Raw genomic sequence first — 27,000 nt, 5'->3', positions numbered from 1 at the left:
TCTCGCGGAGTAACTTGTGATGCTGATAATCTTGTTGACTATCAGTCTGACTCCACAAGCACCCACACGAATTGCTTGATTCAGTTGTTAAAGAGCGGTTGGTTAAGATCTTTCGTCTCAACCGAGGCGCGCATTCTACAGCAGCCTCTGTTGCTGTCAAGCGGTTATTTTTCGAAGTTTTCAAAGTTTCCTTTGCAACTTCAACCACTTGCGCTTGCGATCTCTCGTTAGCGGGAGGCGAATTCTACAGCGTTACTCGCTGCTGTCAACACCTCTTTTACACCGCTTTCGACCGAGAAGATCGAATCGTCAATTAGGCAAAAACAGACTGCCCGATCAACTCCTTCTGGGCTTCGATGACCTGAAGCAACTCGCTGTCGAAAACCGCGTAACCCATTGTTTACCAAGGAGTTTTCCGTTTCGACTGCGCCGGAAGTGGGGCGAATTATAGACTTCCAGAATCTGCCGTCAACCCTTAATTAAGCTTTTCTATCAAACACTTGCAGAACGCCGGAAAACAGTCCGTTTCTTCTCTTTAGAGAAGAACAAAACGAATCCTTCTATATAGAGAGATTGGAAATCCCGAAGTCCTTGGATGGTTTTGCGCAGCCCCAAAGCGAGAAACAGAACCAAGCACCAAGTGCTTGATCCCCCTTAAAGTAGCTTGAACCTGTTGTGCACTGGCCATTCAGACCACCTCGAACAGTGCAGCGGCACCCATGCCGCCGCCGATGCACATACTCACCACCACGTAGCGCAATCCGCGGCGCTGCCCCTCAATCAACGCGTGACCGACCATCCGCGCACCGGACATGCCGAAAGGATGGCCCACCGAAATCGCACCACCGTTGACGTTCATACATTCGGGAGGAATGCCCAGGGTGTCGCGGCAATACAGCACCTGACAGGCGAACGCCTCGTTCAACTCCCAAAGGCCAATGTGGTCCACGGTCAGGCCATGGCGCTTGAGCAGTTTCGGGATCGCGTAGACCGGGCCGATGCCCATCTCGTCGGAGTTACAGCCAGCGACCGCCATCCCGCGATAAATTCCCAACGGCTCCAGCCCACGCTTCTCGGCCAATTTGGCACTCATCAACACCGAGGCCGAAGCGCCGTCGGACAATTGCGAAGCGTTGCCGGCCGTGATGAAGCGGCCCTTTTCACTCCACTGACCGCCCGGCCACACCGGTTCCAGCGCACTCAGGCTTTCGCGGGTGATGTCGATGCGGTTGCATTCGTCGCGCAGCAAGGTGACGGCCTCAAAGCGGGTTTCGCCACTGGCCTTGTCGAAGATCGCCTTGCGGCTGGTCAGCGGCGCGAGTTCACGGTCGAACAATCCATGACTCTGGGCCAGCGCGGTTCGCACCTGGCTCTGATAGCTGTATTCGTCCTGTTCCTCGCGGGAGATGCTGTAGCGTGCGGAGACGATTTCGGCGGTTTCGATCATCGGAATGTAGGCGTGAGGATCGAGATCGATCACCGCGTCGGACTGGTTGCGGTACAGGTTCTTGTGCTTGTTCTGCACCAGTGAAATCGACTCCAGGCCACCGGCCACGGCAATGTCAATTTCGTCGCACATGATGCCTTTGGCGGCCATGGCAATGCTCATCAGTCCCGACGAACACTGGCGCTCGACGGCCATCCCGGCGACGGAAGTCGGCAAGCCGCCGGCAATCGCGCACAGACGCCCCACGTTATATGACTGCGTGCCCTGCTGCGCCGCCGCGCCGATGATCACATCGTCCACTTCGCCCGGCTCGATGCCGGCGCGACGCACGGCTTCGCGCACCACATGGCCGCCGAGTTGCGGGGCATCGGTGTCATTGAATGCACCGCGAAAAGCTTTGCCGATCGGGGTACGGGCGGTCGAAACGATGACGGCTTCTTTCATGCTCGATTCCTCGAATGTTCTGCCAAAGGGTTCACTCGAGGTAGTAACGGCTGATGGTGTCGACCACACAGCCGGGACGTTCCTCGCCGTCGATTTCAACGCTGACGCGAATGGTCGCCTGAACGCCGCCCTTGACCTCTTCGACCGCCATCAATTGCGCCGGCCGCTTTGAGCGGATCAAGGCGAAGGACGCGTCGAAAATACGCGGCATGTTCAAGCCCTCAGGCTGAACACCGACAACTCCTCGCCGGTCATGTAGAAACTGTAGTCGCTGGCCAGACAAGCATGAAGCAACACCCCTCTGGCCTTCGAGTTTGGTGCCGGGGGAGCACGAGAAAACTGTCAGGGCGGTCTAGTCTGAATAGGCGATGCCGAGGCCGATCCATCGATTTGAGCCTGTCGAAATTCAAACACCTCCCCATGGGCGGCCGTTCCCATCACTTCTGATACTGATCCTGTAGCACTCGGTAACATCCAGCCCTTTTACGAGGCGTCTTTTCAACGCCTCGGCGTCACTCGCCCCGCCCTGCAAGGCCAAAACAGCCATGGCGTAAATTGTGCATCTAAATGCGATCCAATCCTGCCTGAAGCCGCCATGCGCCCCAAGGAACTGAAACTCTGGACTACCGGGCTTGCCCACTTACTGGACCTTCCTCCCGGACATGCGCGGTTAGCTGGCTTAAGTCACTGGTTGCGGCAAGTCTGCCCGGTCGATCACTTCGTTCTGTTCGTCTATGAAGGCAATCATCGGCCGTTGGCGCTGTTCGACACCTTCGCTGCCGACAAGCGTGCGGTGTATGTCGATGACTATCAGTGCGGGCCCTATTTACTGGATCCGTTCTACCTGGCATGCACTCGCGGGCAAGCGCCTGGACTGTGGCGTTTGCGACAGTTCGCACCCGACCACTTCTACCTCGGCGAGTATTACCTGACGTATTACCAGCAAACCGGGCTGGCTGAAGAAGTGGCGTTTTTCGTCGACCTCGGTGGCGGCGCCATGGCCGTTCTGTCGTTGATGCGATCCACTGCCAGCTGTGCTTTTGGTCGTGACGAGATGCAGTTGATCGAGTGCGCGCAGGCCGTGGTTGAACAGGTCATCAGTGAAGCCTGGCGTTTGCGTCAAGCCCAGCAACCACGCCCGGCGCAGGACCTGGACTTCAAGATCCGCGAAGCCTTCGATCAGTTCGGCGCGCACATCCTCACCGGCCGCGAACAAGAAATTGTCCAGTTGCTGCTACGCGGTCACTCCAGCGCGTCGGTCGCCGAACAACTGAGCATCAGTCCTGGCACGGTGAAGATTCACCGCAAGAACATCTACGCCAAGCTCGGTATCGGCAGCCAGTCCGAATTGCTCGGGCTGTTTATCCGCGACCTTACCGGCCAGGAACTGGTCGTCGAAGCCTGACACCTGAAACCGACTCTATCCCCCAAGGGATATATACAGCGCAAAACCCCGATTGCTAGTTTGGCCCCCGACGCACTGATTCATCACTGCAAGGGAGCCCGCCTCGTGAACAACAGCGTGAACGACACTTCGCCAAGCGATATCGAATTCTGCAACGTGGTCAAACGCTATGGCGAGGTGTCAGCCGTCAATGGCCTGAACTTCGCGGTGCGCCGCGGTTCATTCCATTCCTTTCTCGGCGGTTCCGGCTGCGGCAAAACCACCACCCTGCGCATGATCGCAGGCTTCGAACAGCCCAGTAGCGGCGAAGTGCGCCTGTCGGGCAAGAACGTTGCCGGAGTGCCGGCGTTTGAGCGGCCGGTGAACATGGTGTTCCAGCATTACGCCCTTTTCCCGCACCTGACAGTGGCGCAGAACATCGCCTATGGGCTGCGTTATCGCACCCCGCGACCTGACAAAAAAAACCAACTGCGCATGGCTGATGAAGCGTTGGAAATGGTGCGCCTGAGCGGCTTCGGCCAACGCAAGCCGAGTGAACTTTCCGGCGGCCAACAGCAGCGTGTGGCCCTGGCCCGGGCGCTGGTCAACAAACCGACCGTGTTGCTGCTGGACGAGCCGCTGGCGGCGCTGGACCGCAAGCTGCGCAAGGAAATGCAATCCGAATTGCTGCGCCTGCAACGCGAAGTCGGCATCACCTTTGTGCTGGTCACCCACGACCAGGAAGAAGCCTTGTCGATGAGTGACAGCATCAGCGTGATGCACAACGGTTCGATCATCCAGACCGCCACCCCGGAACAACTGTATGAAGCGCCGGCCAGCCGTTACGTGGCCGATTTTATCGGTGAATCCAATCTGTTCAACGGCACGGTTCGTCAAATGCAGGGCGATTCAGTCGTGCTGCGCACCGAGCAAGGGCTGGAACTGACCAGCCCACTGACGCCTACCGGCAAAGCCTTAAGCGCAGACGTCGCTGGTTGCATCGCGGTGCGCCCGGAGCTGATCAGCATCGCCAGTGCCAACGCCGACATGACCCGCGAAGTAAAGCTGCAAGGCCACGTGGAAGACCGCATCTACCTTGGCAACTCCACCGAATATCGCGTGCGCACCCAAGCCTTTGGCGTGGTTTGCGTGCGTGTGCCGCGCCAGCAGGATCACGGCGCCAATGCATTCGAACACGGCGCGGCAGTGAGCGTCGGCTGGGATCACGCCAATGGCTTGGCCATGGCGTTGTAAATCATCGATTCGTTTCATCAACCGACTGTGGAGCGTGCTATGGACCAGAAGACGTTTATCAAAACCCTGCGTAGCTGGCAGAACGGCTCGATCAGTCGCCGCGAGTTCCTCGGCCGCACAGGCCTGGGAATTGCCGCAGCGGTGGTCGCAACCCACATGCCCGGCCTGCTGACCTCCACCGCCGAAGCCGCCGAGCAGGCCAGGCTGGGCGATCGCCTGTCGCTGGCGACCTGGCCGAATTACCACAGCCAGGAAAACCTCGACACCTTCGCCAAAACCACCGGTGCGCGCGTTTCGATGAGCGTGTTCGGTTCCAACGAAGAGATGCTTGCCAAATTGCAGGCCGGTGGCAGTGGCTGGGACGTGCTGGTGCCGACCAACTACACCATCAGCACTTACGTTGGCCTGGGCCTGATCGAACCATTGGACCTGTCGCGCATTCCCAACTTTGAGGCGTCGGCTTTCCAGCAAAAATTCATGGCCCAGGGAACGGTGGACGGCAAGGTGTATGCGGTGCCGAAAAACTGGGGCACCACCGGCATGCTCTACGACACCGGTAAACTGAAGAACGGCCCCTCCAGCTGGAAAGAATTCTGGGTTGCAGCTCAAGGCCCCGCCAGCGGCCGGACGATGGTTCACGACTACCAACTGACCGCCATCGGCAACGCGTTGAAAAGCTTCGGCTATAGCTTCAACTCCCTGGACCCGAAAGAACTGGCCGATGCTGAAAAACTGCTGATCGAGGTCAAGCCGCACCTGTTCGCCATCAACTCCGACATCCAGCCGTCAATGCGCAGCGGCGATGCCTGGCTGGCGATGTCCTGGACCGGCGATGCCTCTCAGCTGCACCGCGACAACGCGCAGATGCAGTTCGAACTGGGCAAGGAAGGTGGCGAACTGTGGAGTGACTTCTTTGCCATTCCCAAAAGCTCGGAGCACAAGGACGCGGCCTACGCCTTCATCAACTACCTGCTCGATCCGCAGCACAACAAACTCGAAGTATTGAGCCACGGCTACCCGAGCGGCGACAAACGCGTCGATGCGTTGCTGCCCACCGCCATGCTCGACGATCCGATCATGTACCCGGCTGCCGAAGCGCTCAGCCCTCTGGAGTTCGGTGCCGCGGCAACGCTCACCAGCCCGGCGCGCGCCGAACTGATGGCTCGCTTCAAGTCCGCCTGATCGCCTGACCGTGGCCAATGAGGAGTCCCCCATGAACGCCGTCACCCACCCGCAAACGGTGCAGCCGGGCAACGCCCTGTCGGTCGAGGTTCGCCAGCGGCGCAGTCTCGGTCGGCGGATCACCCTGCTGATGCTCTTGCCTTCGACCCTGTGGTTCCTGCTGCTGTTGTTGATGCCGCTGGTGATCATCCTGGTCTTTAGTTTCGGCGAGCGCAGTGCCGTGGGCGGTTACGCCGGGGGCTTCACGCTGGCCAACTATTTGAACCTCGGTTCCCGTGGCGCGGCGTTCAGTAACACGCTGATGCTGGCGCCGCTGGGCACGCTGGTGTGCCTGGTGGCGGCATACCCGCTGGCGTATTTTCTGGCGGTCAAGGTCACCCGCAATCGCTCGCTGTTGCTGACGCTGGTGATCGTGCCGTTCTGGACCAGTTTCCTGATCCGCACTTACGCCTGGATTTTCATCCTCAGCGGCAAGGGCATTCCAGCCTTGCTCGCCAGCCTTGGCCTTGAAGACGTGCGGCTGATCAATACGCCATGGGCGGTGCTGATCGGCATCGTTTACGGCTACTTGCCGCTGATGGTGTTCCCGATTTACGTCAGCCTGGAAAAACTCGACAAGCGCCTGCTCGAAGCCTCGGCGGACCTGGGTGCCAGCGCTTTCGAAAGTTTCCGGCGGATCACCCTGCCACTCTCCGCGCCCGGGATCATCACCGGGGTGATGCTGGTGTTCATCCTGTTGATGGGCGAGTTCCTGATCCCGGCCATTCTCGGTGGCGGCAAAGTGTTCTTCGTCGGTAACGCATTGGTCGATCTGTTCCTGCAATCGCGCAACTGGCCTTTCGGCAGCGCGCTGGCGATGACCTTGGTGGCGATGATGCTGCTGATCATCGGCGTGTATTTGAAACTGGTGGCGCGCTATGGCGGCCGCCCTGCCGACGGAGGGTTGTGACATGTGGCTGCGCAGCTATTCGACTTCGCTGTACCTGTTTCTCTATGCGCCGATCGCGTTGATCGTGCTGTTCAGCTTCAACGCCGGGCGCAGCGGCCTGGCGTTCGAATGCTGCTCGGTGCAGTGGTTTGGTCGCGCGTTTGGCAACCCGTTCATCATGGAGGCACTGGGTCATAGCGCGTTCATTGCTTTCACTTCAGCGGTGATTGCCACGCTGTTCGGCACGCTCGCGGTGTTCGGCTTACAGCGCGCCGGCGCCAAAGTGCGGTTGCTGTTCGATGCGCTGACCTATTGCGCGATCATCGTGCCGGGCATTGTCATCGGCATCTCGACACTGATTGCATTCATTAGCCTGTTCGACCTGATCAACCCGTTGCTCGCGGCCTGGATACCGAGCGTTCCACGGTTGAACATGGGCTTCTTCACGGTGATCGCCGCGCACTCGCTGTTCACCATGGCACTGGTCATGGTGATCGTGCGTAGCCGCGTCGACTTGCTGGACAAAGCCTTGCTCGAAGCCTCGGCGGACCTCTATGCGCCGCCGATGCAAACGTTCTGGCGAGTCACCCTGCCGCAGATCAGTCCGGCGATCATGGCCGGGTTTCTGCTGGCGTTCACCTTCAGCTTCGACGATTTCATCATCGCGTTCTTTGTCGCAGGCTCCGAAACGACATTGCCGATCTATATCTTTTCGTCCATCCGCCGTGGCGTGACGCCGGAGATCAACGCGGTCTCGACCGTCATCATCTGCGCGTCGCTGGCGCTGCTGTTCACTTCCCGTCACCTGCAAAACCGCCGCACCGGCGTCCAGGAGTCACACCATGCGTGATCAGCTTTACATCAACGGCGAGTGGGTCAGCCCAGACCTGGGCGGTTACCTGGATGTGATCGACCCGGCCACCGGGCAGGTTTTCCATCGGGTCGCCGCAGGCACCGAAGAAGACATCGATCATGCAGTGCGCGCCGCCCGGCGAGCATTCGATAACGGATGGAGCCAAACCACCGGCGCCGAACGCGCGCAGTGGCTGGAAGCGCTGGCCGATGAACTGGAGAACGGTCAACAGGCGCTGGCGGAACTGGAAGTGCGCGACAACGGCAAACCGTTGCCCGAAGCGCAGTGGGACGTGGGCGATGCGATTGGTTGCTTTCGCTATTACGCCGGGCTGGCCCGCGAACTGGACCAGCAGCAGGATCAACCTTTGGCCTTGCCGGACGCGCGTTTTCGCTGTCGCATCCGCCATGAACCGATCGGCGTTGCCGGGCAGATCATTCCCTGGAACTACCCGCTGTTGATGGCCGCGTGGAAGGTCGCCCCGGCGCTGGCTGCCGGGGCGACGCTGGTGTTGAAGCCGTCCGAGCTGACGCCACTCACGGCGCTGGAACTGGCGGCCACCGCCGACCGCATCGGTCTTCCGGCCGGAGTCCTGAACGTCGTGAGCGGTCTCGGGGCTGATGCCGGTGGTCCGCTCACCGAGCACCCCGGCGTGGACAAACTGGCCTTCACCGGCAGCGTGCCCACCGGGGCGAAAATCATGTCGGCAGCGGCCCGCGACATCAAGAACATCAGCCTGGAACTGGGCGGAAAGTCGGCGTTCATCGTGTTCGACGACGCCGATGTCGAGGCGGCGGTGGAATGGATTCTGTTCGGGATATTCTGGAATCAGGGCCAGGTATGCAGCGCCACCTCACGCTTGCTGGTACAGGAAAACATCGCCTCGCGGCTGATCGAACGACTGGTCGAGGAAACCCGCAAGATCACCATCGGCCCAGGATTGGCACCCGGCGTGTTATTGGGCCCTTTGGTCAGCCGAGGTCAACACGACAAGGTCCTCGGTTTTATCGATCAGGGACTGGCCAGCGGCGCACGCCTGCTCACCGGAGGTCGGCAACCGGCGCATCAGCCAGAGGGTTATTTCATCGAACCGGCGATCTTCGACGAGCCGGGACACAGCAGCATCCTCTGGCGCGAAGAAGTGTTCGGCCCAGTGCTGTGCATCAAGCGTTTCAAGACCGAAGAACAAGCGGTGCAAATGGCCAACGCCAGTCGCTTCGGCCTCGCTGCCGCCGTGATGAGTGCCGATTTACAACGCACCGCTCACGTCGCCAACCAACTGCGCGCCGGGATTATCTGGGTCAACTGCTCGCAACCGACCTTTGTCGAAGCGCCGTGGGGCGGCATGAAGCACAGCGGTATTGGCCGAGAACTCGGCCAGTGGGGTTTGCACAATTACCTGGAGGTCAAGCAAGTGACCGAGTACGTCAGTGACCAGCCGTGGGGGTGGTACCTGAAATAGCGGCATCTGGGCATGACTCACTCTCCTGCGGCAGCTATCGGCTTTGGATTCAACCGGCACGACATAGCGCGCCGGTTGATTCCACCACCGCAGATTCACTTTTTTATTGAAACAATCGTCGCTCTGCCACCCTCTACTCGAAATGAAAACGATACTCGGTCTCCAGCCGTCAGCCCTGTCAACTGATCTTCCGTCACGGAAAAGGCCATGGTCATCGGCGGCCATTGCACAGCGGGAACAGCGCCGTGAGAGATGGTCACCGTATGCTTCACAGTATCGATAGCCTTGATCGTTCCGTCGGCGGTGGCGACGGGAGCCTGCGTTGTTTCCTGCTTCATCTGCATGCCCTCCATTCCGTCCATTTTCATGCCCGGCATATCCTCTGCGTGGGCCAAAAGAGACAGCGTAAATACGGTGCTTGCAACTGCAATCAGGGTCAGTTTCATACGACTTTTCCTTGAGGGTTGATGGGTTCAACTGAGAGGTGCCGGCGACGCATCAGGCGATAGGCCGCCGGAATGACAAACAGGGAAAGCAAGGGCGCCGTGACCATGCCGCCGACCATGGGTGCAGCGATTCGGCTCATCACCTCGCTGCCGGTCCCGCTACCCAGCAAGATGGGCAGCAAGCCAGCAATGATGACGGCCACGGTCATGGCCTTGGGTCGAACACGCTGCACGGCGCCTTCACGAATCGCCGCCACCAGACCGCGCTCAGTGCTGTCGCCGAGGTCTTCACGTTCGGCCCAGGCGTTCTTCAGGTAGAGCAGCATAATCACGCCAAACTCGGCGGAAACGCCGGCCAAGGCGATAAAGCCGACCCCAGTGGCGACTGACAGGTTGAACCCCAACAGATAGAGGAACCATGCTCCGCCAGTCAGGGCGAATGGCAGAGTGGCCATGATCAGCAAGGCCTCATCGAAGCGGGCGAAAGTCAGATAGAGCAACACGAAAATGATCAACAGCGTGGCAGGCACCACCAGCTTGAGTCGTGCGTTGGCTCTTTCGAGAAATTCGAACTGCCCTGAGTAACTCAGGCTCATGCCGGGCTGCAATTTGACCTGTTCAGCGACGACCCGACGCAGATCGGCGACTACCGAGGCAATGTCCCGGCCACGCACGTCGATGTATACCCAACCAGAGGGCCGCGCGTTCTCGCTCTTGAGCATCAGCGGACCGTCCGTGACTTTGACCTTCGCCACTGTGCCGAGGGTGATCTGGCTACCTAGCGGGGTATAGATCGGCAATTGCTCCAGGGCACCGAGCGAGTCACGCCACTCCCGCGGGTAACGCACGTTGATCGGGAAGCGTGCGAGCCCTTCAATAGTCTCACCAACATTTTCACCGCCGATAGCGCCAGCGACGATGGACTGCACATCGGCGATGTTCAGTCCGTAACGGGCGGCAGTTTTGCGGTCGATATCCACATCGATGTAGCGGCCACCAGTCAGTCGCTCGGCCAGCGCCGAACTGACGCCGGGTACGCCCTTGGCCACTCGCTCCACGGCCTGAGTCGCGGCATCGATCTCCGCCAGGTTGGTGCCGGCAACTTTCACTCCGATGGGACTCTTGATCCCAGTGGCCAGCATGTCGATACGGTTGCGAATCGGTGGTATCCAGATATTCGTCAGCCCAGGGACTCGTACCACTCGATCCAGTTCTTCCACTAACTTCTCCTGGGTCATGCCTGAACGCCATTGCTCGTGCGGCTTGAATTGGATGGTGGTTTCGAACATCTCCAGCGGTGCGGGGTCGGTGGCGGTTTCGGCGCGGCCGGCTTTACCAAAGACGTGTTCAACCTCTGGCACGGTCTTGATCAGGCGGTCGGTCTGTTGCAGCAATTGCGCGGCCTTCTGCGCCGACAATCCCGGCAAAGCGGAAGGCATATAGAGCAGGTCACCCTCGTCCAGCGGGGGGAGAAACTCGCCGCCCAAGCGAGACATTGGCCATAGCGCACTGACAAAAACCAACAGCGCCACCAGCAGCGTGATCTTTGGTCGACGCAAGACTGCGTCCAGGGCTGGCTGATAAATCCGAATCAACCACTGGTTCAACGGGTTCTGTTGTTCACCTGGGATTCGCCCCCGAATCCAGTAGCCCATCAGCACCGGCACCAAGGTCACTGACAATCCCGCCGCTGCAGCCATGGCGTAGGTCTTGGTGAAAGCCAAAGGGCCGAACAGCCGTCCCTCTTGCGCCTCCAGGGTGAACACGGGAATGAACGACAGGGTGATGATCAACAAACAGAAGAACAGTGCGGGGCCTACCTCTGCCGCCGCTTCGGTCATTACATGCCAATGACGCTCACCCTTCAGTTCTTCCCCCGGATTGGCCGCGTGCCATGCCTCAATCTTCTTGTGGGCGTTCTCGATCATCACCACAGCGGCATCGACCATGGCGCCAATGGCGATGGCAATACCGCCCAAGGACATGATGTTGGCGTTGATGCCTTGGTAGCGCATGACGATGAAGGCAATCAACACACCAACAGGCAAGGAGATGATCGCCACCAGGGATGAGCGCAGGTGCCAGAGGAAGATCCCACAGACCAAGGCGACGACGATGAACTCTTCGATTAGTTTGTGGCTGAGATTTTCCACAGCACGGTCGATCAGCTTGCTGCGGTCGTAGGTGGTGACGATTTCCACCCCGGCCGGCAGGCTGCTTTTCAATTCGTCGAGTTTGGTTTTGACCGCCGCAATGGTCTCGCGAGCATTCTTGCCACTGCGCAAAATCACCACGCCGCCGACGGTCTCGCCTTCGCCGTCGAGTTCAGTAATGCCACGCCGCATTTCCGGGCCCAACTGAATGGTGGCGACATCGCCAAGGGTCACCGGCACACCACCTGAGCCAAGTTTGAGCGGGATTGCCCGGAAGTCATTGAGCGTCTTCAGGTAGCCAGAAGCGCGCACGATGAACTCGGTCTCTGCCATCTCCAGCACCGCGCCACCCGTTTCCTGGTTGGCCTTGCCGATGGCTTCGGTCACCTCAGCCTGAGTGATACCGAGGCTGGCCAGCTTGAGTGGATCAAGCTGCACCTGGTACTGCTTGACCATGCCGCCCACGGTGGCCACTTCCGCAACGTTGGGCAGGGTCTTGAGTTCGAACTTGAGGAACCAGTCCTGAAGTGCGCGCAATTGCGCCAGGTCGTGTCCTCCACTGCGATCCACCAGTGCGTACTGATAGATCCAGCCCACGCCCGTCGCATCCGGTCCCAACGCCGGCTTGGCGCTGGCCGGCAAGCGACTTTGTATTTGGCTCAGATACTCCAACACCCGCGAGCGAGCCCAGTACAAGTCAGTGCCGTCTTCGAACAGCACGTAAACAAAGCTGTCACCGAAGAAGGAATAACCACGCACAGTCTTGGCTCCCGGTACTGAGAGCATGGTGGTGGCCAACGGATAGGTCACCTGGTTCTCGACAATCTGCGGCGCTTGTCCCGGAAAAGGGGTACGGATGATCACCTGGACATCGGAGAGATCCGGCAGCGCATCGATGGACGTGTTCTGCACCGACCAGACGCCCCAAGCCGTGACAAACAGTGTCGCCAACAGCACCAGGAATCGGTTGGCCACTGACCAACGAATCAGGGCAGCAATCATGGCTGGCTCCCCGATTTTTCCAGACGCTCGACACGCAAACCATCATCGGTCTGGCTCACCGCAATGCGAACCTTATCCCCCGTTTTGAGGCCCTGCATCAGCGCCGGACTAGCGAGTGGGAACGTCATCGTCATGCCAGGCATGCCCAGCGTCTTGAAAGGACCATGGGCAAGCGTGACTTCTTTATCGTTGATCTCAACGATCTGCCCCTCCGCTTCATGAAAGCTGGAGGCTGCTGCGCGCGGTGGTGACTCTTCCTCTGAGCGGGCAACAATGCCCTTTAGACTGGCCTCCGAGTCGAGCAGAAACTGGCCAGAGGTAACCACCTTCTGTCCTTCCTCCAGACCTTTCAAGATCGCCGTCTTGCCATCGCTTTCCTGCCCTGGCTGCACCTCCACTGGACGATAGCGGCCGGCGTCTTCGGCAAGCATCACCAGAGCACGTCGGCCAGTGCGAATGACGGCCTCGCTCGGCACCCACAACACACTTTGCTCGGTCGAACGGTTCAGGCGTACCTGCGCCGTCAAACCCGGTCTGAGGCGTCCGTCCGGATTGGGTAGTTCCACCCGCACACGAAGGGTGCGGCTGTCCGGATTGGTCTCGGGCAAAATTGCGCTGACCTTGCCGCTGAGCGTAGCCCCTGGGAAGGCTGGCAGGCGCGCTTCGACCGCCTGCCCCAAGGTGATCGATCCGGCATCCGATTCTGGAACGGCCACGGCTAGCCAGACACTGCTCAAGCCATTGACGCGTGCCAGGGTGTCACCGGTCGCCACGGTCATTCCCACACGTACGTTCAACGCTTGCAGCACACCGGCAATGGGACTGGTGAGCGTCAGGTAGGGCTGAACCTTACCGCTACGTTCTACCTGAGTAATCAGTGCTGCCGGCATCCCTGTGAGCCGTAGACGCTGACGGGCCGCAGCCAACAAGTCAGCATCTCCATTGCGCCTCAGCGCAAGAAACTCTGTCTGGGCAGCGGCCCATTCCGGCACCAGGATATCCGCCAACGCCGCGTTGGCTTTGAGCACATCACCGGGAGCATGGGCATAGACCCGCTCAACAAAGCCAGTGGTGCGTGCCTGAATCACAGCGACATCACGTTCGTTGAACGTCAATGCACCTGTCACGTCGAGGCTCGAATCAAAGGCCCCACGGGTGACAGTCGTAAAACGCAGACCGAGATTCTGGGTCAGACCTGGGTCGATACTGACTGTCGCCCGATCCCCTTCCCCACTGGCGTACTGAGGAACCAGCTGCATGTCCATAAAGGGAGACTTCCCCGGCTTATCGAACTTTTGCTGTGGGTACATTGGGTCGTACCAATACAGGGCCTTGCGTTCATTCGGTGGATTGAGGCTCTGATCGGGGGCGGTAGCGGGTACTCCGCTCATGCGCTGATGCGCCAACCAGTAGCCACCGGCAACACCCAATGCCATCGAAATACTTACCAGCAATGCCCCGTTCCATTTTTTAAGGATCATTGGCTGGACTCCCCATAAGCAAAATACAGACGCGCACTGGTCAGCGCTCGCTGCTCTTCCACGTCGATCTGTTTGAGACGGGCTTCGATGAGTTCACGTCGGGCGACAACAACGGCGTTCAAATCGCCTTTGCCGGAACGATAACTGGCCATGCTGAGTTCGACCTTTTCCTTGGCCAGCGGCAACAGGCTTTCCTGGTTTCGGCGCACGGCACGATTCAGGCGTTCAAAGTCAGCCAGTTCGTTTTCCAGTTGCTGGGTGTGCTCGCGTGACAGGGCTTCGCGCTCGGCCTCAAGCTGGCTGAGTTCAGCCTGTTTGGCTGCGATTTTGGGGTTTTGGCGGGAGTCAGGAAACAGCGGCAGATCCCAGGAAAATTGCACGCTGACCATATCGCCGAACTCACGGCCCCGGCGCTGGTAATCCAGTTCCCAGCTCCAGTCCGACTGCTTCTCCGACACGGCTTCACGAACCTTGGCTTGCGCTTCGCGGGTCATCGGCGCAAACGCTGCCAGCTCAGGATGATGTTGCAGTTTATGGGAGTAGCTTGAGGAATCGACGGGCCATTCAGGCAGGCTGCCCACAGGCTTGTCGTTGGCGGCGGAGCCTATCCAGCGTTTGAGGGCCGCTCGGGCCTGTGCGCGTTGACGAATCAGATCGTCCTGTTGCTCCGCCAGTTGAGCCGCTTCCTGCTTGGGCGTCACCGCATCGGCGGATTGAGCGCGGCCACCGGCAATCTGGGCCCGGACGGTATCGCTCAGCAGGCGGTTTTCTTTGTAGAAGTCCTGGAACAGAGCATCTTTGCGCTCAACCGAGTAGCTGCTGATCCAGGCCAACGCCGTGGACTGGCGTACCTTCAGACGTTCAACTCGACGCTCCGCAGCGGCTCGATCGATGGCCGCATCGGCGACCTCGACGCGCGCTTTGCGCTTATCACTGTTGGGCATCTCTTGCCTGACCCCGACCAATTGCATGGTCATGAAGTCCTGGTCGATGCTCCAGCGATCCGGACCACCAATGGGGTAGTTCTGCACACCCAGCAGCAGTTTGGGGTCAGGTAGCTCGCCGGCTGGAATAGCCGCGCTGCTGGCGGCCTGAATTTTCGCGTCTTGTGCGGTCAGCGACGGCGCATTGCTTTCGGCCAGCCGCAACGCTTCATCGAGCGTCAAGGCGGCAGCAAAACTCGGCAACGCCAGCACGCTTACCGCCAGACCGGCCACGAGGGACCAGCCTGTGCAATAGCACTTGGAGTTCATGTTTACGATTCCTGTGATCATCCACTGCACGCGTCAAAAAGACATGCGCGCAGCTAGTCCATCCCGCTAATGCGGAAAGAGGCTCAATGTGGGACAGGAATCAAACGCGAGGCGGTCGCCATACCCCGGACGGGGCCTGTACGGGTAGGGAATCGCTGAAGAAGGAAATCACGACGGGGCTGAATACGGTTACAGGAGGCTTGAAGATCGAGACTTGCAGCATGCCGCCTGTCTTGCATTCCTGGCCCGGCTTACACGGTTTGCCGTGCTCGGAAGGGCTTTTCATATCGTTGCAGCAGTCCATCCCCATGTCGTCCATCATCGCCATGCCCATCGTCTTCATTGGGCAAGGTTCTGTCGGTGCCTGAACGCCCGCCATCCCGCTGAGGGGAAGCGCCAGGCTAATCATCAAGATGATACAAAACCGCAGATAGCGTTTCATGGGCTGGAATGTAGTCTTCGAAAACAGCGGTTACCATTCGAAAAATGTCTTAGCTGTCTGCTGAAAGACGCTGAAGAAGCGTGATCTCACCATCGCTTGATTAAGCCAGCGTTACGGATAAAAACCGGAACTCGTACAAGCACCGAGCGCCGATTTTTCCGGGGTTACAATGTCATCGTCGCCGCTAGCGTTTTTTCCGCCAAACAAGTGGAGAGGGGCTTTTCATTGAATGTCCATATCCAAAAAGGTGTGCATGGCTGTCTTCAATGAAGAGTCACAACCCTGCGGCTTTCGCCAATCCTGATCCGGTCCAGTGCCCTGTTTAGAGAATCAAGGGCGTCAAGGAGGGCTTTCGCCTCGATCTCTCGACCCTCTCCCCAAAGGCGTTCAGCCATTCTGTTCAGGGCTTGGATCGCGCGCTCAATTTCATTAGCAGTAGCCGTCGCTGCTACTTTACTTTCCGGCTTTTTCTTCGGCATTCAGTAACCCTTCTGCGGGGCATTGCTCTGTCTTTCCATTTCCCGGTGAAGCTGTAGCCGTCATCCGAGCCCATGACCAGGCGCACCCTTCCCACCTTTAACATCTTGCTAACGACACGAAACTTATCACCATTGAATCGCCGTTTCGACTGCATTGTCCTCAACTCTGTCGCCGGGACTGCGAACGGCTGGCGCTTCACCCGAAATGGCAAAGTCAAACGTTATAGGATCCCGCTTGCAAACGCTCGCGAGACGAATGATAGCGCGGTCGCTCGAGAGTGGGCGGTTCACGGTTACGGTATTGCAATGAAATCGATGTGGGATATTGGCGCAGATAAGCAGGACGCTTGAAGATTCTATTGCCGCAGTGACGGTCTGAGGACGCGCCAATACATGCTTTCGAGCATGCCGGCTGAGTTATACCTGAATGAGTATAAGGAAAATGGCAGGGGCGGCTGGATTCGAACCAACGCATGGCAGGATCAAAACCTGCTGCCTTACCGCTTGGCGACGCCCCTGTATCTGTTGCTACGAGTGCCCAGCACTCTATTCCTGATTTTGCAGCTTGCGAGCAACATCGAGATGCTGCGTCCTTACGCTAGAAGCCCTGTAAGGCCCCCTGTAAGAGGCGCGGAATTTATCAACTTTCGCTTCGCCTGGGAAGATAAAAAACAAAAAATTCGCTTAAAAACAGTCGTTTACTGTTGATCCAGGTTAGATCCAATCCTCTCCGGGGCTTTTGAGTTTTCCAGCAGTACCACGAAGGTGGCCGGTGACAGTTCCGGCCCCAGCGTCATCCATCAGGTTGCGAATGGAAAATCGAGATAGCCATTTTTCACCCCCACCCTCACCGACTCCTGCGGATACCGATAATCCCCCCCCCGATTCGCCGACAACTTCGCCACGTAAATCATCCGCTGAATCGCCGATACCATTTTGCGTTGTGGACCGGTGAAGCTGAAGACGGGCTCACTGGCCATGACGTGTTCGGATAGGTAGATTCGTCGCCGACTGTGAGAGTCCAGTAACGTCCATCAAGAGCCGACGTTTTTGTGGGGGTAAATCCCCTTTATGGCCAAAATCACCATCAAAGAACTCGAGTCGCTGACCGCCAACGAGTCAGGACGGATCTTGAACCAGATGGCGTACATCGCCGGCAGGAACACCAGCGTCATGATGGTGCCGACTAACGTGCCTCCGATCAGCGTGTAGGCCAGCGTCCCCCAGAAGACGGAATGGGTCAGCGGGATGAACGCCAGGATTGCCGCGAGTGCTGTCAGCAGTACCGGGCGGGCACGCTGTACCGTGGCTTCGACCACTGCGTGAAACGGGTCCAAGCCTTCTTGGGCGTTGTGATGGATCTGCCCGATCAGAATCAGCGTGTTGCGCATCAAGATGCCCGACAGCGCGATCAGCCCGACCAGGGCGTTGATTCCAAACGGCTGCTGGAAGATCAGTAGCGTCGGCACCACGCCAATCAATCCCAGCGGCGAGGTGAAGAACACCATGATCATTGCCGAGATCGAACGTACCTGGACAATGATGATCAACAGCGTCAGGGCAATCATGATGGGAACCAGCGGCACTATCGCCTGGCCGGCCTTGCCCGATTCCTCGATCGCACCCGCCTGCTCGATCCGGTACCCGCCAGGCAGCTTGTCTACGATCGGCTGCAGCTCCTTCATGATCACGCTCGAGACGTCCGGTGGCTGCAAGCCTTCGGCAATGTCGCCGCGCACGGTGATAGTCGGCGTGCGGTCACGGCGCCTGAGGATCGGATCCTCCATACGCACATCCACCTCTCCGACCTGGGACAGCGGGATACGCTGACCCGCCACGCCCACCAATGTGAAGCCTTCAATCCGGGCGGGATCGAGCCGGATGTCACCCGCGGCGCGACCCACCACCTGCACTGAACGAATGTCTTCACGAACCGCCGTGATCGGCACGCCGGCCAGCAGGAATTGCAACTGCTGGGCGACTGCACTGGATGTCAGTCCAACCGCCTGCAAGCGATTCTGATCCAAGTTGAAATGCAGCGTCGGCGTCAGAGGGCCCCAGTCGCTGTTGACCGTCCTCATCATCGGGCTGGCTTGCATGACATCTTGTACACGACCCGCAATCTCGCGAAGCTTCGTCAGGTCAGGCCCCATCACCCGGTAGGCCACCGGGAATGGCGAATACGGACCAAACACAATTTGAGATGCCCTGACTCGGGCCTCTGGGGCGAGCCCTGCAGCGACCGCTTCGCGAAGACGGAACTTGAGGGTTTCACGTGCCTCCTGACTGTCCGTCAGCACCACGATCTTGGCGAACGATGGATCGGGCAGTTCTGGCGCCATCGCCAGGAAGAAACGCGGCGCGCCCTGCCCAATATAGGCCGTGACGATTTTTGCCTCTTCCTGCTTTTTCAGCCAGGCCTCGACCTTTGCAGCAGCGGCACTGGTCTGCGCGATGGAGGTTCCGTAGGGCATTTGCACCTCGACCATCACCTCGGGACGGTCCGAGGTCGGGAAGAACTGCTTCTTCACCAGGCTCATGCCCAGAACTGCCACGAAAAACAGCGTGATAACCGTGCCAGCCACCAGCCATTTGCGGGCGATGACGCGTGTCAGAACCCGGCGGAAGCGGTTGTAACGGGGGGTGTTGTAGATAGCCGCATGCCCACCCTCGACCTTCTTGATGTCTGGCAATAACTTCACTCCCAGGTAAGGGGTGAAAGCCACCGCGACGACCCAGGAAGCGATCAAAGCAATGCCGACGATCCAGAACATGTTGCTGGTGTACTCGCCGGCAGTGGACTGGGCGAAACCGTTGGGCATGAAGCCAATCGCCGTTACCAGTGTACCGGAGAGCATTGGCGCGGCCGTATGACTCCAGGCATACGCGGAAGCTTTGATTCGGTCGAAGCCCTCTTCCATTTTCACCACCATCATTTCGATAGCAATGATCGCGTCGTCCACCAGCAGTCCCAGCGCCAGAATCAACGAGCCGAGGGTAATACGGTCAAAGTTCTTTCCGGTGGCCGCCATCACCACAAACACGATCGCCAGCGTCAACGGTACCGCCGCTGCGACCACGAGGCCTACCCGCCAGCCCATGCTGAGAAAGCAAACAAGCATCACCACAAGCAGCGCGACAAAAAATTTGACCATGAACTCGCCAACGGCCGAGTCAATGTTCACGGCTTGATCAGTGACCTTGGTCAGCGTCATGCCCAGCGGCATGCCTTCATTTATCTTCGCCGTCTCGGCGTCCAGCGCCTTGCCCAGGTCCAGGCCATTCCAGCCCTCGCGCATTATGACCCCTAGCAACAAAGCCTCTTCGTCGTTATTGCGCACCAGGAAGGTGGCAGGGTCTTCGTAGCCTCGTTCAACCGTCGCCACGTCCGAGAGCTTCAACGTGCGCCCCTGAATCGCCAGGGGCGTGTCACGAATTTTCTCCAATTTATCGAAAGCGCCATCCACCCGCAGGAAAACCTGCGGCCCGTTGGTTTCGATGGAACCGGCGGGTGTGAGCACGTTCTGGCTGTTCAGCGCGGCGAAGATGTCCTGGGGAGAAACGCCCAAGGTGGCCAGTCGGTCATGGGAGAAGGACACAAAAATGCGCTCGGCTTGCTCACCGATGATGTTGACCTTCTTCACGCCCGGCACATGCAACAGTTGTTGGCGCAACGACTCAGCATCACGCACCAGCAAGCGCTGCGGCTCGCCCTTGGCTTTCAGGGCGAACAGCGCAAACGTCACGTCCGAATACTCGTCGTTGACCAATGGCCCGATCACACCCGCCGGTAGCTTGGTGGCTTCGTCGTCGAGCTTTTTGCGCGCCTGATAAAACTCTTCCTGCACCTGTGAGGGTGGCGTGCGGTCCAACAACGACGCCATGGTGAAAGCGAGACCGGGCCGCGTATAGGTTTCCGTGCGGTCGTACCATTTCAGTTCTTGCAGGCGTTTTTCAAGTGGCTCTGCTACCTGATCCTGCATCTCCTGCGCCGTGGCGCCCGGCCACGCGGTAATGACCGTCAACTGCTTGACCGTAAACGGAGGATCTTCCGCACGCCCCAGCTGGAAGAACGCCAGGGTGCCTGCAACAGCGATCAGAAAGATCAGAAACACCGTGATAGATCGCTCACGAACGGCGATCGCGGAAAGATTGAAGCGACCCTCGCTCATGGACGCCCCCCGGCAACTTTTTCGTCATCCTGTTGAGGCAACCTCACCTCTTCACCTTCGCGCAACAGATGTGCGCCTAACGCTACGATCTGCTCGCCGACTTTGAGGTCGCCCGCGACTTGCACTGTGTCGTCGCTCAAACCCAGGACTTGTACAGGTCGCCAGGCCACCTTCGCCGGTGTACCGGCGATGACCCACACGCCAGTGCCTTGGCCTGGGTCATAAACGGCAGCGATCGGTACTTGCAGCCCCTGCCCTTGCGTGGCGCCTTCAGTGATCCGAAGCGTGACGGTCGAACCTATCGGCGCATTGGCCAGCGCGCCCTCAAGCACATACCGCGCCTCGAAGGTGCGTGTCATGCGGTCGGCCGAGTCAGACAGCAGCCTCAGCTTCGCTGTAACAGCGTCCGTGGTATTGCCATAAAGCGTTGCCTGCGCAGTGGATCCTGCTGCGGGGCGCAACGTCTCGGGCAGGTGCACGATGGCTTCGCGCTGCCCTGCCCGCGCCAGTCGAACCACGGGTTGTCCCGGGCTGACAACTTGTCCGGGCTCGGCGAGCGTCTCCACCACCACGCCGTCGGAATCCGCAAGCAACACCGCATAACCAGAAGCATTACGGGCGACGTCAGCCTGCGCTTCAGCGGCGCTAAGCTGCGCCTTTGCGGTATCCGCTGCGGCTTTGATCTGGTCGTAAGCCGATGCAGAAATAGCGCCTGCGGCAACCAGACTGCGATATCGCGCCTCGTCATCCGCTGTCTGCTTGGCTCGGGCCCGAGCGGCTATGACCGACTCCTGCTGTGCTCGCGCCTGCAACCCCAAATCGATCGGATCAAGGCGCATCAGCGGCTGACCACGTTTTACGGTCTGACCGGTGTCGACCAGACGCTCAAGCACCTTGCCGGATACCCGAAAGCCCAGGTCACCCTGGACGCGGGCAGCCACCACGCCCGTGAAAGAACGTGAGGTGTCGGAGGAACCCTGAACCGTTCCAGGCCTCACCAAAGGAGCATGCGTGCGTGGATCGTCAACAGTGGATGAGTCGCCACATGCCGTCAGGACGAGAGGCAACAAGCAAACGGCAATGGGGAAAGGTCGAAGCCGGCGCATAGGTTCCCTTACTTAAAAAATAGGACAGGCGTCATATTCTTATTCTAGTGACCACGCGTGTCAATAGTCACAATCCATGGAACATCCAGCGTTTCAAGCTCAACGAAGAAGTCGCCGCCGTAGATGACTAAAACCAAAAATCTGTTCAAATCAGCTCAATTGACACGAGGTGACTATTGCGTAACATGGTCACAAATATCCTCGACTGAAGGAATCTCAATGCCTCCCCTCCGTCCAATTGCTCTTTTGGTCATCGCCGGCTTATTGGCAGGTTGCGCGGTCGGTCCGGACTACCATCGTCCAGACGCTCCGCTTTCGGATCATTACTTGGGTCAGCCTTCTGTCGAACAGCGGCGTGGAGCGACGCCAACCACCCTTGTAGCTTGGTGGGAAGGCTTTGGTGATCCACTGCTAGCCGACTTCGTCTCCAAGGCACTTGAGCAGAACCTGGACCTGGCGCAGGCGTCGGCGCGAGTCACGCAGGCACGGGCCGGACTAGGTGCTGCAAATGCCGCTTTACTGCCCTCGGGGAACATCAGCGGACAAGCCGCGCGCTCCTACCAGTCAATCGAGACGCCGCTCGGCCAGGTGTTGAACTCAACGCCTGGCTACGATCGGTACGGAAGCTCCTACGAGGCGAACCTCGATGCCAGCTGGGAGGTGGACGTCTTTGGCGGACTGCGACGCGGACGCGAGGCTGCACTGGCCGAGTACCAGGCTTCCGAGGCGGGTGTCGCTGCCACACGATTGGCCATCGCCGCGCAGACCGCTGATATCTACATCACTATCCGCGGACTGCAGACCCGGCTGGACATTGCGAATCGGCAAGTCAAAACGCAGCAGGGGCTACTAGAGAAAGTCCAATTGCTCTACAGCAAGGGCCTCGCCGCCGACTATCAGGTTCGCCAGACCGAGGGGGCGCTATCGCAGGTCCAAGCGACAGTACCGGCTCTGCAGACCGGCCTGGATGCTGCCATGAATGCACTGGATGTCATGCTCGGCACACCACCAGGCACTCACCGCACGCAATTGGCAAATACGGGGAGCATTCCTGTAGCGCCGCAGTTAAAGGCGATGGGAACGCCGGCCGACTTGCTGCGCCGCAGGCCAGATCTCATTGTTGCTGAGCGCCGTCTTGCGGCCTCAAACGCTCGCATCGGGGAGGCGATTGCCGAGTATTACCCGAAGTTTTCTCTTAGCGCATTGCTGGGCAGTGCCACGGCTGTATCCGCAGGCAACCTTTTTACCGGCGGCGCCAGCCAGTCGGCGGGCGTATTGGGGCTACGCTGGAGACTCTTCGACTTCGGTCGCATAAACGCCCAAATCGACCAAGCCAAGGGACAGGAAGCCGAAACCCTGGCCGCTTACCGTCAGTCTGTGCTGCGCGCCACCGAGGATGTCGAGAACGCGTTCTCCTCGCTGGTAAATCGGGAAGCTCAAGCAACCACCCTCACCGGGGGAGAGGCGTCTCTGACACAGGCTCGCCAATCGTCGTTCATTGCCTATGAAAAAGGCACGGCCAGTCTGATCGATGTCCTGCACGCTAACGAAACGATGCTGCAGGCTTCCGATGCCCGGGCGCAAGCGCGAACGGAATCGGCACGAGCGGCGGTCGCGGCATTCAAAGCGCTTGGTGGTGGCTGGCAACCTCCTGAAGCCCAGTCTGTTGCGACACGATGACCTGACCAGGCGAGCTCAATAGAAACCAACCGGAGTACAGCGAAATGAAATCGAAGGAGAATTCCTGGGTGCTCATCACCGGAGCATCAAGCGGATTTGGCAAAACGCTATCGGCGCAGTTGCGCGAACGCTTCGGCGTTGAAGTGTTCGTCGAACAAGCAGACCTGTCCTCGATCCCGGCGATCATCGAACTGCATGAGCGACTCCGCGAACGCAATATAGTGATCGATGCGCTCATCAACAATGCCGGTCATGGATTGCAAGGGCCTTTCCTGGATCAACCTCTGGATGAGTCCCTGGCGTAGATTGATTTGGATATCGCCAGCCTGACAGCCCTGACACGCTTTTTCGCCGCCGACATGAGAGCCCGCAAACGTGGGCAAATCCTGATGGTCGCAAGCTTGCTGTCCTTCTTGGGCGTGAAGAATTTCGGCGTTTACTCTGCCGCGAAAGCCTATGCTCTTCGCTTCTCTGATGCGCTTCATCGTGAGCTGAAAAATGACGGCGTCGTCGTTACTGCACTTTGCCCTGGGATGTCAGATACCGGATTTGCAGAAAGCGCCAAACAACCCGGCCTTGAAAATGGTGATGATGCAGCCTCAACCCGTCGTGCGTGCAGGAATCCGCGCCCTGCAAGTCGGACGCGTGAGTGTCGCCCAAACGGGGTCGATCTGTAGCCTGCACCAAGATACCGGCGTTAAAACCCAGGGCAGTGTCGTCACCCGTGCTTTGAGTTTTCCGTCATTGCGACCAGGGCTAAGCGGATTGGGCACCATACCGGAAATTTCACCACCGATACGGTTGATGGTCGGACCGAAACCGATCGAAACTTTGTCGTTGAAGGCATTCAAAGGTCAAGGCATGAGGCTACGCAAGATGAGGTTGGAAGTAAGCGTGGGCGCCTTCTCGACAAAATCGAGGTTGTACTGCAGCAGCAAGGGGTTAACGAATGGCCGTAGCGCGAGATGTATCGCTTCTACTGTCTCGTCCAGCGGAGTCTTGCGTTCAAATTCGCCAATCTCTCGCCCCTCTCGCACGATTTGCAACACGAAGCTTTTGATCTGTGCGTCATAAACCTGCGAACTGGGCCAGCTTTCCGACGCCGCGAACGCTGCAATGTCATAGAGTTTTCGGTCGTTAAAAAACAGATTCACACCTGTGGCGATCACCGTTTTGACCAAACGTCGAAAGCGCTCCGTCGGCGACAGGTCTTCTACATTGATAGCCTGCTCCACAGCCGCGACGATTTCTGCCAGACAATTTGCGCAGATGGCTTCACCGATCGCCTGCTTGGAATCAAAAAATTTGTAGATGTAGGCCTTGGAAAACCCGATGGCCTTGGCCAGGTCGGAAACCGTGGTTTTGCCATAGCCGTATTGACTGAAGTGTTCGTTGGCCGCTGCGACAATTTGATCGCGAATCTCGTGATCAACTGGGCCACGGGAGCTGGGCGAAGATGAAGATATTGATGGCTGATTCATGGAAATAGCTTACTCACCCTATCGAGGACCTACAGATCGTGACCAAATAAACATATAGTCACAAGTCTAACGTTTGGAAACCACAGTTCATCAGCTTTGAAACGAGCTGACATTTTGATTACGTCCAACACGGCGCACTAGCGCTCCAACAGCTCATTGTCGCTAACGCTAGACAGCTTTGTCTCCTTTGCCTCGTGCTGATGACGAAGCTCTGCCCAGTCTATAAGGGCAGTCATAGCCGGGCCGAGTGCATGACCCAGCACCGTTAGCGCGTACTCCACCCGCGGCGGCACTTCTGGGTATACGGTACGCTGAACGATGTCGTCCTGCTGAAGCCCTTTCAATTGCTGAATGAGCATCTTCTGCGTGACATCGGGAATGAGCTTCTCCAGTTCGGAGAACCGAAGCGGCCGGCCTTTAGCGGCCATCAACTCATTAATGATCACAATTTTCCATTTGCCCTCCAAAACGCGAAGCGTAGCGTTTATAGCGGCAGACCAGGCCTGCCGTCGTAAAGGGTTCTCACATTCCCACTCACGCGCCATCGATACTTACCTTTTGGTGGGTTACAGACTAAATCGTCGGTTCTTGCGGATACTGCAGTACTGATACTAACGTATCCGGACTTTGAATCTCTGGAGGCATTATGAAAATCGCGATCGTTGGTATTGGATCTATCGGCGGAACCCTTGCCCGCAAGCTTGTCACTGCTGGCCACGAGGTCAGCGTCGCCAACTCTCGCGGAAAAGACTCGGTAAGCGCTTTTGCCAAGGAAGTGGGTGCTATTGCTTGCGATCTGAACGATGTCTTCGACGGCGCCGATACTGTGATTGTTTCCATCCCCCTACCGGCCATGGCGGCTCTTCCTAAGAACCTGCTGGCCGCATTGCCATCTTCGGTTCCAGTGATCGACACGAGTAATTACTACCCAGGCCTGAGAGACGAGCGCATCGCTGCTTTGGAAAATGGTCAAACGGAGAGCGTCTGGGTTAGCGAGCAGCTTGGCCGACCGGTGATCAAGGCATTCAATAATATTCTGGCTTATTCGCTAGAGAATCTTGGAAAGCCAAAAGGCGCGGAAAACCGTCTGGGAGTCGCCGTTGCTGGTGACGATGCAAATCATAAGAATCTCGTCATGCAACTTGTCAATGAAGTTGGATTCGAGCCAGTCGACAGTGGCAGCCTGGAGGACTCATGGCGTCAACAACCCTGTACGCCAGCGTACTGCTGCGATTACACCGCTGATGAGATGCGTCCCGTGTTGAATGCCGCAGTCAAGGGAGTCGCAGCGCAGAAGCGAGAGGCGTTCAATGCGCAACTCTCTGCCCTGTTCGCCAAAAATCCCTCTCATCATGACGTAGTTGGATTTAATCGGAGCTTCAACACGGCAAGCTGAATTCGTCGTCACCGATCTAACCAGAAGCCACGCTTTGATATCCATCGAAAATTCCACCCAGAGCCGGTGGTTTTGTGGGGAGGGGTAAAAACGACCAAAAATAAAAAAGGGTCGCGAGATAAAATCTCGCAACCCTTTGAATTATATGGTCGGGACGGAGTGATTCGAACACTCGACCCCTAGCACCCCATGCTAGTGCGCTACCGGACTGCGCTACGCCCCGACTAGGCGTTAAACCCGTTCCTCTTCTCGAAGAACGCTCAAGAATATATCGCAAGCTTTTGAAAACTGGAAGTATTTAAAAGCAGGAATTTATTTCTTGAGTACCACCAGAACATCCTCCAACTCGGCGATCATCTGGCGGATCATTTGCTTGTACTGGGTCGTGTCGTCTTTGGCTTCATCGCCGGACAAACGCAAGCGTGCGCCGCCGATGGTGAACCCCTGATCGTAAAGAAGCGCGCGGATCTGCCGGATCATCAGCACGTCTTGTCGCTGATAATACCGGCGGTTTCCGCGGCGTTTGACGGGGTTGAGTTGAGGAAACTCCTGCTCCCAGTAGCGCAGCACGTGTGGTTTTACCGCACACAGCTCGCTGACTTCACCAATGGTGAAGTAGCGTTTGCCTGGGATGACGGGAAGTTCGTCGTTATGACTTGGTTCCAGCATAAGCCTCAACTCGGGCCTTCAACTTCTGCCCTGGACGAAAGGTGACCACACGGCGAGCCGTGATCGGGATTTCTTCACCCGTTTTCGGATTGCGGCCAGGCCGCTGGCGTTTGTCCCGAAGGTCGAAATTGCCGAAACCGGACAATTTGACTTGTTCGTTGTCTTCAAGAGCGTGCCTGATTTCTTCAAAAAACAGTTCGACCAATTCCTTGGCCTCCCGTTTATTCAGGCCCAGCTCTTCATACAGACGTTCCGCCATCTCAGCTTTCGTCAGAGCCCCCATACG

At 58.2% G+C, this 27,000-nt stretch carries 21 protein-coding genes, 2 tRNA genes and 3 pseudogenes; 9 read left to right on the top strand and 17 right to left on the bottom strand.

What is annotated here, in order from left to right; genetic code table 11:
• Positions 1 to 688: 688 nt before the first annotated feature.
• Both KW848_RS16335 and KW848_RS16330 read right to left on the bottom strand, forming a co-directional pair.
• A complete protein-coding gene (locus KW848_RS16335; protein WP_218537457.1) occupies positions 689 to 1,891 on the bottom strand; it encodes an acetyl-CoA C-acyltransferase in 1,203 nt (400 codons plus the stop codon).
• 31 nt (positions 1,892 to 1,922) lie between these two features.
• Positions 1,923 to 2,066: pseudogene (locus KW848_RS16330) on the bottom strand (dehydratase); the annotation flags it as partial.
• Positions 2,067 to 2,486: 420 nt separating this feature from the next.
• Between KW848_RS16330 and KW848_RS16325 the strand changes: the two are divergent.
• From KW848_RS16325 to KW848_RS16300, 6 genes are all read left to right on the top strand, one after another.
• A complete protein-coding gene (locus tag KW848_RS16325) occupies positions 2,487 to 3,296 on the top strand; it encodes a LuxR family transcriptional regulator (RefSeq protein ID WP_192407537.1) in 810 nt (269 codons plus the stop codon).
• Positions 3,297 to 3,401: 105 nt separating this feature from the next.
• Positions 3,402 to 4,529, top strand: a complete 1,128-nt coding sequence (locus KW848_RS16320; protein ID WP_375154720.1) for an ABC transporter ATP-binding protein — start codon at positions 3,402 to 3,404, stop codon at positions 4,527 to 4,529.
• Positions 4,530 to 4,568: 39 nt separating this feature from the next.
• Positions 4,569 to 5,711, top strand: a complete 1,143-nt coding sequence (locus KW848_RS16315; protein WP_218537456.1) for a PotD/PotF family extracellular solute-binding protein — start codon at positions 4,569 to 4,571, stop codon at positions 5,709 to 5,711.
• 31 nt (positions 5,712 to 5,742) lie between these two features.
• Complete coding sequence (locus tag KW848_RS16310; RefSeq protein ID WP_218537455.1) at positions 5,743 to 6,660, top strand: ABC transporter permease; 918 nt, start codon at positions 5,743 to 5,745, stop codon at positions 6,658 to 6,660.
• 1 nt (position 6,661) lies between these two features.
• The gene (locus KW848_RS16305) at positions 6,662 to 7,489 is read left to right on the top strand and encodes an ABC transporter permease (RefSeq protein WP_192407532.1); all 828 of its coding nucleotides are present in this window, start codon (positions 6,662 to 6,664) and stop codon (positions 7,487 to 7,489) included.
• The gene (locus KW848_RS16300; protein ID WP_218537454.1) at positions 7,482 to 8,954 is read left to right on the top strand and encodes an aldehyde dehydrogenase family protein; all 1,473 of its coding nucleotides are present in this window, start codon (positions 7,482 to 7,484) and stop codon (positions 8,952 to 8,954) included. Before KW848_RS16305 ends, KW848_RS16300 begins: the two co-directional genes overlap by 8 nt.
• Positions 8,955 to 9,049: 95 nt before the next feature.
• Here the strand turns inward: KW848_RS16300 and KW848_RS16295 are convergent, their stop codons facing one another.
• The 9 genes from KW848_RS16295 to KW848_RS16255 all read right to left on the bottom strand — a co-directional run bounded on the left by KW848_RS16295 (position 9,050) and on the right by KW848_RS16255 (position 21,488).
• Positions 9,050 to 9,400 (bottom strand): copper-binding protein, encoded by a 351-nt coding sequence (locus tag KW848_RS16295; RefSeq protein ID WP_218537453.1) that lies wholly within the window; start codon positions 9,398 to 9,400, stop codon positions 9,050 to 9,052.
• A complete protein-coding gene (locus KW848_RS16290; protein WP_218537452.1) occupies positions 9,397 to 12,555 on the bottom strand; it encodes an efflux RND transporter permease subunit in 3,159 nt (1,052 codons plus the stop codon). The genes KW848_RS16295 and KW848_RS16290 overlap by 4 nt, the downstream gene beginning before the upstream one ends.
• The gene (locus tag KW848_RS16285; RefSeq protein WP_218537451.1) at positions 12,552 to 14,036 is read right to left on the bottom strand and encodes an efflux RND transporter periplasmic adaptor subunit; all 1,485 of its coding nucleotides are present in this window, start codon (positions 14,034 to 14,036) and stop codon (positions 12,552 to 12,554) included. Before KW848_RS16285 ends, KW848_RS16290 begins: the two co-directional genes overlap by 4 nt.
• The gene (locus KW848_RS16280; RefSeq protein ID WP_218537450.1) at positions 14,033 to 15,289 is read right to left on the bottom strand and encodes a TolC family protein; all 1,257 of its coding nucleotides are present in this window, start codon (positions 15,287 to 15,289) and stop codon (positions 14,033 to 14,035) included. Before KW848_RS16280 ends, KW848_RS16285 begins: the two co-directional genes overlap by 4 nt.
• 100 nt (positions 15,290 to 15,389) lie before the next feature.
• On the bottom strand, positions 15,390 to 15,731 hold the full coding sequence (locus KW848_RS16275) for a hypothetical protein (RefSeq protein WP_218537449.1): 342 nt from the start codon (positions 15,729 to 15,731) through the stop codon (positions 15,390 to 15,392).
• Positions 15,732 to 15,994: 263 nt separating this feature from the next.
• Complete coding sequence (locus KW848_RS16270) at positions 15,995 to 16,210, bottom strand: hypothetical protein (protein WP_111452665.1); 216 nt, start codon at positions 16,208 to 16,210, stop codon at positions 15,995 to 15,997.
• A 443-nt stretch (positions 16,211 to 16,653) separates the two neighbouring features.
• Positions 16,654 to 16,728: transfer RNA gene (locus KW848_RS16265), tRNA-Gln, on the bottom strand.
• Between the two features lie 516 nt (positions 16,729 to 17,244).
• The gene (locus tag KW848_RS16260; RefSeq protein ID WP_256365181.1) at positions 17,245 to 20,382 is read right to left on the bottom strand and encodes an efflux RND transporter permease subunit; all 3,138 of its coding nucleotides are present in this window, start codon (positions 20,380 to 20,382) and stop codon (positions 17,245 to 17,247) included.
• The gene (locus KW848_RS16255) at positions 20,379 to 21,488 is read right to left on the bottom strand and encodes an efflux RND transporter periplasmic adaptor subunit (RefSeq protein ID WP_218537448.1); all 1,110 of its coding nucleotides are present in this window, start codon (positions 21,486 to 21,488) and stop codon (positions 20,379 to 20,381) included. Before KW848_RS16255 ends, KW848_RS16260 begins: the two co-directional genes overlap by 4 nt.
• Before the next feature lie 219 nt (positions 21,489 to 21,707).
• Here KW848_RS16255 and KW848_RS16250 point away from each other — a divergent pair, with 219 nt between their 5' ends.
• Together KW848_RS16250 and KW848_RS16245 are read left to right on the top strand one after the other, a co-directional pair.
• Positions 21,708 to 23,168 carry an efflux transporter outer membrane subunit gene (locus KW848_RS16250; protein ID WP_218537447.1) on the top strand — a complete coding sequence of 487 codons (1,461 nt, stop codon included), beginning with the start codon at positions 21,708 to 21,710 and terminating at the stop codon, positions 23,166 to 23,168.
• Between the two features lie 44 nt (positions 23,169 to 23,212).
• Positions 23,213 to 23,822 (top strand): annotated as a pseudogene (locus KW848_RS16245) (SDR family NAD(P)-dependent oxidoreductase); the annotation flags it as partial.
• On the opposite strand, the pseudogene KW848_RS16240 reads toward KW848_RS16245, so the two are convergent.
• The 3 genes and pseudogenes from KW848_RS16240 to KW848_RS16230 all read right to left on the bottom strand — a co-directional run.
• Positions 23,808 to 24,013: pseudogene (locus KW848_RS16240) on the bottom strand (outer membrane protein transport protein); the annotation flags it as partial. The pseudogenes KW848_RS16245 and KW848_RS16240 overlap by 15 nt on opposite strands.
• A 9-nt stretch (positions 24,014 to 24,022) precedes the next feature.
• A complete protein-coding gene (locus KW848_RS16235; protein ID WP_111452662.1) occupies positions 24,023 to 24,649 on the bottom strand; it encodes a TetR/AcrR family transcriptional regulator in 627 nt (208 codons plus the stop codon).
• 137 nt (positions 24,650 to 24,786) lie between these two features.
• Positions 24,787 to 25,194, bottom strand: a complete 408-nt coding sequence (locus KW848_RS16230; RefSeq protein WP_218537446.1) for a helix-turn-helix domain-containing protein — start codon at positions 25,192 to 25,194, stop codon at positions 24,787 to 24,789.
• A 101-nt stretch (positions 25,195 to 25,295) separates the two neighbouring features.
• Between KW848_RS16230 and KW848_RS16225 the strand changes: the two genes are divergently transcribed.
• On the top strand, positions 25,296 to 26,045 hold the full coding sequence (locus KW848_RS16225; protein ID WP_218537445.1) for an NADPH-dependent F420 reductase: 750 nt from the start codon (positions 25,296 to 25,298) through the stop codon (positions 26,043 to 26,045).
• 146 nt (positions 26,046 to 26,191) lie between these two features.
• Here KW848_RS16225 and KW848_RS16220 read toward each other — a convergent pair.
• The 3 genes from KW848_RS16220 to ihfA all read right to left on the bottom strand — a co-directional run bounded on the left by KW848_RS16220 (position 26,192) and on the right by ihfA (position 26,997).
• Positions 26,192 to 26,268 (bottom strand) — tRNA-Pro (locus KW848_RS16220).
• 89 nt (positions 26,269 to 26,357) lie between these two features.
• Positions 26,358 to 26,714 (bottom strand): MerR family transcriptional regulator, encoded by a 357-nt coding sequence (locus KW848_RS16215; RefSeq protein WP_003179985.1) that lies wholly within the window; start codon positions 26,712 to 26,714, stop codon positions 26,358 to 26,360.
• Positions 26,695 to 26,997 (bottom strand): integration host factor subunit alpha, encoded by a 303-nt coding sequence (ihfA, locus tag KW848_RS16210; RefSeq protein ID WP_002553164.1) that lies wholly within the window; start codon positions 26,995 to 26,997, stop codon positions 26,695 to 26,697. The genes KW848_RS16215 and ihfA overlap by 20 nt, the downstream gene beginning before the upstream one ends.
• Positions 26,998 to 27,000: the final 3 nt, after the last annotated feature.

The organism is Pseudomonas sp. PDM25, assembly GCF_019219045.1.
Taxonomy (GTDB): domain Bacteria; phylum Pseudomonadota; class Gammaproteobacteria; order Pseudomonadales; family Pseudomonadaceae; genus Aquipseudomonas.
This window is presented reverse-complemented; position numbering and strand designations above follow the sequence as displayed.

Excerpts from the sequence above, each read along its gene's own strand:
- KW848_RS16335 (WP_218537457.1), bottom strand. The coding sequence starts at position 1,891 with ATGAAAGAAGCCGTCATCGTTTCGACCGCCCGTACCCCGATCGGCAAA.
- KW848_RS16325 (WP_192407537.1), top strand. The coding sequence starts at position 2,487 with ATGCGCCCCAAGGAACTGAAACTCTGGACTACCGGGCTTGCCCACTTA.
- KW848_RS16315 (WP_218537456.1), top strand. The coding sequence starts at position 4,569 with ATGGACCAGAAGACGTTTATCAAAACCCTGCGTAGCTGGCAGAACGGC.
- KW848_RS16310 (WP_218537455.1), top strand. The coding sequence starts at position 5,743 with ATGAACGCCGTCACCCACCCGCAAACGGTGCAGCCGGGCAACGCCCTG.
- KW848_RS16305 (WP_192407532.1), top strand. The coding sequence starts at position 6,662 with ATGTGGCTGCGCAGCTATTCGACTTCGCTGTACCTGTTTCTCTATGCG.
- KW848_RS16300 (WP_218537454.1), top strand. The coding sequence starts at position 7,482 with ATGCGTGATCAGCTTTACATCAACGGCGAGTGGGTCAGCCCAGACCTG.
- KW848_RS16295 (WP_218537453.1), bottom strand. The coding sequence starts at position 9,400 with ATGAAACTGACCCTGATTGCAGTTGCAAGCACCGTATTTACGCTGTCT.
- KW848_RS16290 (WP_218537452.1), bottom strand. The coding sequence starts at position 12,555 with ATGATTGCTGCCCTGATTCGTTGGTCAGTGGCCAACCGATTCCTGGTG.
- KW848_RS16285 (WP_218537451.1), bottom strand. The coding sequence starts at position 14,036 with ATGATCCTTAAAAAATGGAACGGGGCATTGCTGGTAAGTATTTCGATG.
- KW848_RS16280 (WP_218537450.1), bottom strand. The coding sequence starts at position 15,289 with ATGAACTCCAAGTGCTATTGCACAGGCTGGTCCCTCGTGGCCGGTCTG.
- KW848_RS16275 (WP_218537449.1), bottom strand. The coding sequence starts at position 15,731 with ATGAAACGCTATCTGCGGTTTTGTATCATCTTGATGATTAGCCTGGCG.
- KW848_RS16270 (WP_111452665.1), bottom strand. The coding sequence starts at position 16,210 with ATGCCGAAGAAAAAGCCGGAAAGTAAAGTAGCAGCGACGGCTACTGCT.
- KW848_RS16260 (WP_256365181.1), bottom strand. The coding sequence starts at position 20,382 with ATGAGCGAGGGTCGCTTCAATCTTTCCGCGATCGCCGTTCGTGAGCGA.
- KW848_RS16255 (WP_218537448.1), bottom strand. The coding sequence starts at position 21,488 with ATGCGCCGGCTTCGACCTTTCCCCATTGCCGTTTGCTTGTTGCCTCTC.
- KW848_RS16250 (WP_218537447.1), top strand. The coding sequence starts at position 21,708 with ATGCCTCCCCTCCGTCCAATTGCTCTTTTGGTCATCGCCGGCTTATTG.
- KW848_RS16235 (WP_111452662.1), bottom strand. The coding sequence starts at position 24,649 with ATGAATCAGCCATCAATATCTTCATCTTCGCCCAGCTCCCGTGGCCCA.
- KW848_RS16230 (WP_218537446.1), bottom strand. The coding sequence starts at position 25,194 with ATGGCGCGTGAGTGGGAATGTGAGAACCCTTTACGACGGCAGGCCTGG.
- KW848_RS16225 (WP_218537445.1), top strand. The coding sequence starts at position 25,296 with ATGAAAATCGCGATCGTTGGTATTGGATCTATCGGCGGAACCCTTGCC.
- KW848_RS16215 (WP_003179985.1), bottom strand. The coding sequence starts at position 26,714 with ATGCTGGAACCAAGTCATAACGACGAACTTCCCGTCATCCCAGGCAAA.
- ihfA (WP_002553164.1), bottom strand. The coding sequence starts at position 26,997 with ATGGGGGCTCTGACGAAAGCTGAGATGGCGGAACGTCTGTATGAAGAG.